Genomic DNA, 7,343 nt, shown 5'->3' on the forward strand with positions numbered 1-7,343 from the left:
TCGAGCCGGCCCTGATCGCCGCCAACTCGCAGAACAACCCCGACATCGTGCAGACCGAGCAGCGCATCGCCGAGGTCGCCGAGCGTCTGCGCGCGGAAGCGAGGGCGCGGGCGGCACAGCCCGCGCAGACCTTTCGCCCCGTCGGACAGGACGGCCCCGTAGCCGCCCAGCCCGCCGCCCCGTCGCCCATCCAGGCGGCCCCGGTCCAGGCCGCGCCGCTCCAGGCTCCGCAGCCCCTGCGCGCGCCCGAGCCGGTCGCCCTGGCGTCCGAGCCCATGCGGATCGAGCTGCCGCAGGCCCCGGTGATGCGCGACGAGGTCATGCTGACTCAGACGCAGCCGCGTGCCGCCATGGCGTACGAGCCCGCGCCGATGCCGGCACCCGAGCCCGTGCTTCAGCACGCCGCCGGTCCCTTCGTGCCGCCGCGTCCGGCGGTGGCTGTCGCCCGCGCGCCGCGCATGCCGCAGATCCAGGACCTGCCGCTCCCCGCCCAGGCCCAGCTTCGGGCCCGCGAGGAACAGCCGGCGGAGCCGGCCGGTGACTCCAAGCGGATGACGCTGCTGCGCCGTCTCGCGACGGTCGGTTTCGGCGGACGCCGTGAGGAAGTCGAGGCCGCGCCGCTCCCGCCGATGCGGGCTCCCGTCGCTCCGACGCCCCAGGCCGCCGCGCCGGCGGACTACGCCAAGCGTGCGCCCGTCATGCAGGCCGCGCCGGCTTACCGGCCGGCCCAGGGCAACCTCGATCCGCAGGGCCGCGTCGCCCCGCAATCCCGGATGATGGACGACGACCAGCTCGAAATCCCCGCCTTCCTGCGCCGTCAGGCCAACTGAGACCGGGCTTCGAGCCAACCCCTACCCACAGGCTGAGATATTTCAGCCACAGGCCCGGAGCCCCACGGCTCCGGGCTATACCTATTATTAAACCATTGCATGCCAAGCGTTTTTGGATTCGTGTGACGAAACCGCGGCTGTAACACTGCGTAAGAATCCGTGATTTGGCCTCGCTTTGAGGCGCGGCTATACGAATTTTGGAACGACAAGGCGCGGCGGTTCTCGACCGTCAAGCGCCGGCAGGGGCTTCAAGCAGCGGACGGATCGCCAGGGCTGAATGCGCATCCCCAGGGGATGGGCACGCCCGATCACGGCCGAGGGCTATGGAATGCGAACGAACCAACAGACCACACTCAAAGCCCCCGCGACCCTGAGCGGCATCGGCGTTCATTCCGGAAACCCGGTCGAGATCACGCTGCATCCGGCGCCCGCCAACCATGGCATCGCCTTCCTCCGCACCGGAATGTCCACCGGCAACGACCGGCTCATCAAGGCCCACCACGCCTGCGTCTCCGCCACCGAGCTCTGCACCGTGATCGGTGATGTCGAGAGCGGCGCGGTCGCCACCATCGAGCACCTGATGTCGGCGCTCTACGGCCTCGGGATCGACAACGTCCTCGTCGAGATCGACGGCCCCGAGATGCCCATCCTCGACGGCAGCGCCCTTCCTTACGTTCAGGCGATCGACGCCGTCGGGATCGCGAATTGCGGCGCCGCCCGCCGCTGGATCAAGGTCCTGCGCTCCGTCCGCATCGAGGTCGGCCGCGCCTTCGCCGAGCTTCGCCCCATCGACCGGGGCTTCCGCCTCGACGTCGAGATCGATTTCGAGAACCCGGTGATCGGCCGCAGCCGCAAGGCGATGGACCTCACCCCCGCCGCCTACCGCCGCGAGATCGCGGGCGCCCGCACCTTCGGCATGATGCGGGACGTGGAGCGCTACTGGAAGGCGGGCTTCGCCCTCGGCGCCTCCCTCGAGAACACCGTGGCGGTGGGCGAGACGGCGGTCGTGAACCCCGAGGGCCTTCGTTACGCGGACGAGTTCGTCCGCCATAAATTCCTCGACGCGGTGGGTGATCTGGCCCTGGCCGGCCTGCCCCTCCAGGGTGGCTACCGCTCCTATTGCGGCGGCCATCGCATGAATGTCGGCGTCCTCACCGCCCTGTTCTCCGACCGCGCCAACTACGCCATCGTCGAGGCCCCCGGCACCCGCCGCGAGACGAGCCTGACCGAGTTCGGCGCCAGCCTCGGCATCGCGGCCTTCGTCGGCGATCTGTAGCGCCACCGACACACCCTTCCTTTTCTATCGAGGGCGTTGCCCGCCCGCCGCTTTCACGCCCAAATCGCGCTCCACGGTGAATCGAGCGTGAAAACGGGCGTCCGTCCGGTGTGCAACGCACCTGGATCGTGGCATGAGGCCGTCAGCCACGCGACCGACCTTTGTGATGGCTTGACGACGCGCGTCCGGAAACGGACCCGTCTGTTGGGGGAAAGACCGGAATGCGCCTTACTCATCCCAGAAGCGGTGCGATGGCGGCCGTGCTCGTGACCCTGTGCGGCCTCGGTCTCGGCGGCTGCGACGCGCTCGATTCGATCAATCCCTTCGCCGAGAAGTACAAGCCCGAAGTCATCCCGGACGTTCCCGCCGACAAGCTCTACAGCGAGGGCTTGGCGCGGATGGAGGACAAGGACTACGAGGGCGCCTCGAAGAAGTTCGGCGAACTCGACAAGGCCTACAGCTACTCCGACTGGTCGCGCAAAGCGCTGCTGATGACCGCCTACTCGAACTACGAGGGCGCCAAGTACGACGACGCCATCAACGCCTCGAAGCGCTACCTGCAGCGCCACCCGGCGAGCAAGGACGCGGCCTACGCCCAGTACCTGATGGCGATGTCGCATTATAAGCAGATTCCCGACGTGACCCGCGACCAGGACCGCTCCGAGAAGGCGCTGGCCGGTCTGCAGGAGCTCGTCCAGAAGTATCCGACCTCCGAATACGCCGTCGACGCCAAGGCCAAGATCCAGATCACCCGCGACCAGCTCGCCGGCAAGGAGATGGAAGTCGGCCGCTTCTACCTGGAGCGTCGCAACTTCCCCGCCGCGATCAACCGCTTCCGCGACGTCGTGAGCAAGTACCAGACGACCCGCCACGCGGAAGAGGCCCTGGAGCGCCTGACCGAGGCCTACATGGCGCTCGGCCTGACGCAGGAGGCGCAGACCGCCGCCGCCGTGCTCGGTCACAACTTCCCCGACAGCCCCTGGTACAAGGATGCGCATGCGCTCCTGCAGAACGGGGGCCTGGAGCCGCGCGAGGAGAAGACCTCGTGGCTCAGCAAGGTCTATCGCGGCGTCATCGGCCGCACCGCCGAGGCGCAGTAAGTCCGCGCCGACGGTTTCGCCATCGTCCGAGTGCCGCATTGCCGCTCCCGATCGGGGGCGGCATCTTTTTGCGTGAAGCCGAGGGCGCTTGGTCCTAAACACAGCGCCAGCGTTCACAACGGGACCCCATACGCGGCATGCTGAGCCAGCTCGCGATCCGCGACATCGTCCTCATCGACAAGCTCGTCCTGAACTTCCGTGAGGGCCTCAGCGTCCTGACCGGCGAGACGGGCGCGGGCAAGTCGATCCTGCTCGACGCCTTCGCGCTGGCGCTCGGCGGGCGCGGCGACGGCCGGCTGGTCCGCCACGGGGAGGGCCAGGGCGCCGTCACCGCCGTGTTCGACGTGCCCCTCGACCATCCCGCCCGGGCGCTCGCGGCGCAAGCCGAGATCGACACCGAGGGCGACCTGATCCTGCGCCGCGTGCAGATGGCCGACGGGCGCACCCGCGCCTTCGTCAACGACCAGGCGGTCGGCGTGCAGGCGTTGCGCGCCATCGGCGCGGCGCTGGTCGAGATCCACGGGCAGCACGACGACCGGGCGCTCGCCGATCCCACCACCCACAGGGCCATCCTGGATGCCTTCGGGGGCCTTCAGGAGCCGCTCGCCCAGGTCGCCGAGGTCGCCCGCCGCGTGAAGGCCGCGCGCAGCGCCCTGGCCGTACATCGCGCCCGGGTGGAGGCCGCCGCCAAGGAGGCCGACTTCCTGCGTCACGCCGTCGGTGAACTCGAGACCCTGGCGCCGGAGCCCGGCGAGGAGACGAGTCTCGCCGAGCGCCGCACGGTGATGCAGCAGAGCGAGAAGGTCGCGCGCGAGCTCAACGAGGCGATCGAGGCCTCGGGCGGCGGCATCGTCTCCCACCTCTCCGCCGCCCTGCGCAAGCTCGAACGGCGGGCCGCGCAGCTGCCGGCCCTGGTCGAGCCCTGCGTCGCGGCCCTCGACGCGGCTCTCACCGCCCTCGACGAGGCCCACACCGTCCTCGACGTGGCGTTGCGCGAGGCCGAATTCGATCCACGCGAACTGGAGCGGGTGGAAGAGCGATTGTTCGCCCTGCGGGCCGCTTCGCGCAAGTTTCAGGTGCCGGTCGACGATCTCGCCGCCCTGCGTGAGCGCTACGTGGCGGACGTCGCGGCGATCGATGCCGGCGAGGAGGCTTTGGCCGGCCTCCAGGCGACGCTGACCCAGGCGGAGGCCGCCTACGCCAAAGCCGCGGCCAAGCTCAGCGAGGGGCGCAAGCGCGCGGCGAAAGCCCTCGATGCGGCGGTGAAGGCCGAATTGCCTCCGCTGAAGCTGGAGCGGGCCCGGTTCATCACCGAGATCGTCACGGATGCGGAATCCCGCGATCTCGCCGGCATGGACCGGGTCGAGTTCTGGGCCCAGACCAATCCGGGCACACGGCCTGGGCCGATGATGAAGGTGGCATCGGGGGGCGAGCTGTCCCGCTTCATGCTCGCCCTGAAGGTGGTGCTGGCCGACAAGGGCTCGGCGCCCACCCTGATCTTCGACGAGATCGACACTGGCGTCGGTGGCGCGGTGGCCGATGCCATCGGGGCCCGGCTCGGGCGCCTCTCCACCCGCGTCCAGGTGGTGGCCGTGACCCACGCGCCGCAGGTGGCGGCCCGGGCCGAGACCCACTTCCTCATCGCCAAGGATCCGGTCAAGGGCAGCGACCGCGTCGCCACCCGCGTCGCGTCCCTGGAGGCGACGGCGCGTCGCGAGGAGATCGCCCGCATGCTGGCGGGCGCCACGGTGACGGACGAGGCCCGTGCCGCCGCCGCCCGCCTGCTCCAGGCCGCCGACGCCTGAAGGCGAATAGTCCGTCCCTGTTTACCCCTTGTTAACCATGCCCGGTAACACTCGGGTAACGGCGAGTGCGCTCCGATTCGGCGCCGGCGTTGGATCGCTCGAACGAGGGACTGAGACGTTGGACCAGAGAGTTTACGAGCGCGAGAGTCGAAGCGAGACCGAGACCGCGTGCCAGCCGACCCTGCCGGACGATACCCGCTACCGGCTCGGGACCGCATTGCGGTCCATCTACGAAGAGATCTGCGACACCCAGCCGATCCCCGACAGTCAGATCGACCTGCTCCTGCGCCTGCGGCACAAGGAGCGGGATCGGCGGCGGATGGACTGAGACGGCCTCCGCCCGATCCGCGCTGAGATCCGATCGGTGCGGCGCCTGAGCGATGCCCCCATCGGCCGACCAAAGCAAGGCAGGTGTGTTTCGGTCGCCGCTGTCTACCAGCGCCGTGAGTTCGGCTGGCGTTTGTATTCCGCCGCCCGGATCTGAGTCAGGACGCGGTCCAGGCTGAGCAGCAGGGATTTCTCGTCGCTGCTGGCGCGATCGACGACGCCCTGGCCGGTTCCGAATTGCTGCTGCATCCGGGCCATGGACAATTGCCGCTCCAAATCTTCGCGCTGGGCGTGCAGATCCAGGAATGCCGCCTCGGCAGCGTCCGTCTGATTCGATGGCTCCGTCACGGCTCGTCACCTTCCCGCGCCGGTCAGGGACCGGCGACGGACCTCAACGCACGAAGCCGTGAAAGTGTGCCATTCAGCGAAAGCCGCCGATGCGCCGGTTCCGGTTGCGCTCCGCCGCCGGCTGATAGGCGATCTGCGCGTGCGTGGTGCAGTAGGGCAGGCCGGTGATCGAGCGGTCGCCGCAATAATGGAAGTCGGGAGAGGTCGGGTCGCCGATCGGCCAGCGGCACATCGATTCCCGCAGGTCCATGATGGTGACGCGGTTCGAGGCCTTCAGCGCCACCGGAACGGGCGCCGCCGGCTTGATCTCGACCGGCATCTCCACCATCGGGATACCATCCTCGATGGAGACGACCACGCCATCCGCCTCGCCCTCGCGAACGGCCCGGCGCGGCGCTGTGCCCGCCATTTCGGCGCCCTTGACCCGGCCCGAGAGGCCGAGGCGGTGGATCTTGCCGATGACGGCATTCCGCGTCACGCCGCCGAGCTGCGTGGCGATCTGGCTGGCGCTCAGGCCTTCTTCCCACAACCGACGCAGCAGATCGACGCGTTCGTCCGACCAGCTCGGGACCGTTTCCACCATCGCCCCCTCCGAAACCGTCCGCAGCCGCCCTGTTGTCATCGTCGCCCGCCTGCGCGGGACCGCCGTTCTGACATGGGACAGGGCCGTCGGATGATGGCCGAGCCGGCCCCCCGGCCGTCGACTGGCCGAACCGTACAGGAGGCAGCGACGCGGAAGCAAGAGCGCGCCAAAGCGCCGCTCGGCGCGTGCGACACCTGTCCACCGGCAATGGCCACGCTCTGCGGCCGGGCTCGTCTCGCCGGATCGCCGGGGATGGGCTAGAGCCGGGGCCACCGGATCCCCGGCCCCGCTCGCGCTGCACGGTCGGGGCCACCAGATTGCGAGCCTCCATGACCGCCCTGCCGCCCATCGTCGTGTTCGATCTCGACGGGACCCTCGCCGAGACCGCAGGGGACCTCATCGGAACCCTGAATGCCATCCTGCTGCGCGAGGGGCTCCAGGCCCTGCCGCTGGAGCACGCTCGCGACATGATCGGGGCGGGCGCGAAGGCGCTGATCCAGCGCGGCTTCAGCGCCGTCGGCGAGCCCTTGAGCACGGAACGTCTGAACGGTCTGTTCGACGATTTCATCGCCCATTACGGCGACCACCTGTGCGACCGCTCGCACCTGTTTCCCGGCGTCCCCCAGGCGCTGGATGCCCTGCGTGCGCGGGGTTTCCTGCTCGCGGTCTGCACCAACAAGTACGAGGGACAGGCGGTGCGCCTGCTCGGGCTTCTGGGGATCGCCGACCGCTTCGCGACGATCTGCGGCCGCGAGACGTTTGCCTATTTCAAGCCCGACCCGCGCCACATCACCCTGACCATCGAACGGGCCGGCGGCGACCCCGCCCGGGCGGTGATGGTGGGCGATTCCCGCGCGGACATCGACGCGGCCAAGGCCGCCGGCATCCCGGTGGTGGCGGTGCCCTTCGGTTATACGGACGTGCCCGTGACCGAACTCGGCCCCGACCGCGTCATCGCGCATTTCGACGCCCTCGGCGGCGCGGTCGACGCGCTCGTTCCGGCGGCCTGAAATCCGGAACGAAGCCCCGAACGAAGAGGGCCGCCCCCGAACGGGCGGCCCTCCAACGGATCAA

Annotated in this window: 7 protein-coding genes and 1 pseudogene; 6 read left to right on the forward strand and 2 right to left on the reverse strand. The window is 69.5% G+C overall.

Annotated features, from left to right (window positions below; translation table 11 throughout):
• From JWQ05_RS15475 to JWQ05_RS15495, 5 genes and pseudogenes are all read left to right on the forward strand, one after another.
• A pseudogene (locus JWQ05_RS15475) lies at positions 1–830 on the forward strand (cell division protein FtsZ); the annotation flags it as partial.
• Between the two features lie 328 nt (positions 831–1,158).
• The gene (gene lpxC / locus JWQ05_RS15480) at positions 1,159–2,106 is read left to right on the forward strand and encodes a UDP-3-O-acyl-N-acetylglucosamine deacetylase (RefSeq protein ID WP_299660022.1); all 948 of its coding nucleotides are present in this window, start codon (positions 1,159–1,161) and stop codon (positions 2,104–2,106) included.
• A 221-nt stretch (positions 2,107–2,327) separates the two neighbouring features.
• Positions 2,328–3,206 (forward strand): outer membrane protein assembly factor BamD, encoded by an 879-nt coding sequence (locus JWQ05_RS15485; RefSeq protein WP_299660024.1) that lies wholly within the window; start codon positions 2,328–2,330, stop codon positions 3,204–3,206.
• A gap of 137 nt (positions 3,207–3,343) precedes the next feature.
• On the forward strand, positions 3,344–5,011 hold the full coding sequence (gene recN, locus JWQ05_RS15490) for a DNA repair protein RecN (protein WP_299660026.1): 1,668 nt from the start codon (positions 3,344–3,346) through the stop codon (positions 5,009–5,011).
• 118 nt (positions 5,012–5,129) lie between these two features.
• Positions 5,130–5,339 (forward strand): hypothetical protein, encoded by a 210-nt coding sequence (locus tag JWQ05_RS15495; RefSeq protein ID WP_299660028.1) that lies wholly within the window; start codon positions 5,130–5,132, stop codon positions 5,337–5,339.
• A 104-nt stretch (positions 5,340–5,443) separates the two neighbouring features.
• Here JWQ05_RS15495 and JWQ05_RS15500 read toward each other — a convergent pair whose 3' ends face one another.
• Both JWQ05_RS15500 and JWQ05_RS15505 read right to left on the reverse strand, forming a co-directional pair.
• A complete protein-coding gene (locus tag JWQ05_RS15500) occupies positions 5,444–5,686 on the reverse strand; it encodes a hypothetical protein (protein WP_299660030.1) in 243 nt (80 codons plus the stop codon).
• Positions 5,687–5,759: 73 nt separating this feature from the next.
• A complete protein-coding gene (locus JWQ05_RS15505; RefSeq protein ID WP_299660032.1) occupies positions 5,760–6,269 on the reverse strand; it encodes a GcrA family cell cycle regulator in 510 nt (169 codons plus the stop codon).
• A gap of 329 nt (positions 6,270–6,598) precedes the next feature.
• On the opposite strand from JWQ05_RS15505, the gene JWQ05_RS15510 reads away from it, so the two are divergent.
• Positions 6,599–7,279 carry an HAD family hydrolase gene (locus JWQ05_RS15510; protein ID WP_299660034.1) on the forward strand — a complete coding sequence of 227 codons (681 nt, stop codon included), beginning with the start codon at positions 6,599–6,601 and terminating at the stop codon, positions 7,277–7,279.
• The last annotated feature ends 64 nt before the right edge of the window (positions 7,280–7,343 follow it).

The sequence above is a fragment of the Methylobacterium sp. genome, assembly GCF_028290105.1.
GTDB lineage: Bacteria > Pseudomonadota > Alphaproteobacteria > Rhizobiales > Beijerinckiaceae > Methylobacterium.

Excerpts from the sequence above, each read along its gene's own strand:
- lpxC (WP_299660022.1), top strand. The coding sequence starts at position 1,159 with ATGCGAACGAACCAACAGACCACACTCAAAGCCCCCGCGACCCTGAGC.
- JWQ05_RS15485 (WP_299660024.1), top strand. The coding sequence starts at position 2,328 with ATGCGCCTTACTCATCCCAGAAGCGGTGCGATGGCGGCCGTGCTCGTG.
- recN (WP_299660026.1), top strand. The coding sequence starts at position 3,344 with ATGCTGAGCCAGCTCGCGATCCGCGACATCGTCCTCATCGACAAGCTC.
- JWQ05_RS15505 (WP_299660032.1), bottom strand. The coding sequence starts at position 6,269 with ATGGTGGAAACGGTCCCGAGCTGGTCGGACGAACGCGTCGATCTGCTG.
- JWQ05_RS15510 (WP_299660034.1), top strand. The coding sequence starts at position 6,599 with ATGACCGCCCTGCCGCCCATCGTCGTGTTCGATCTCGACGGGACCCTC.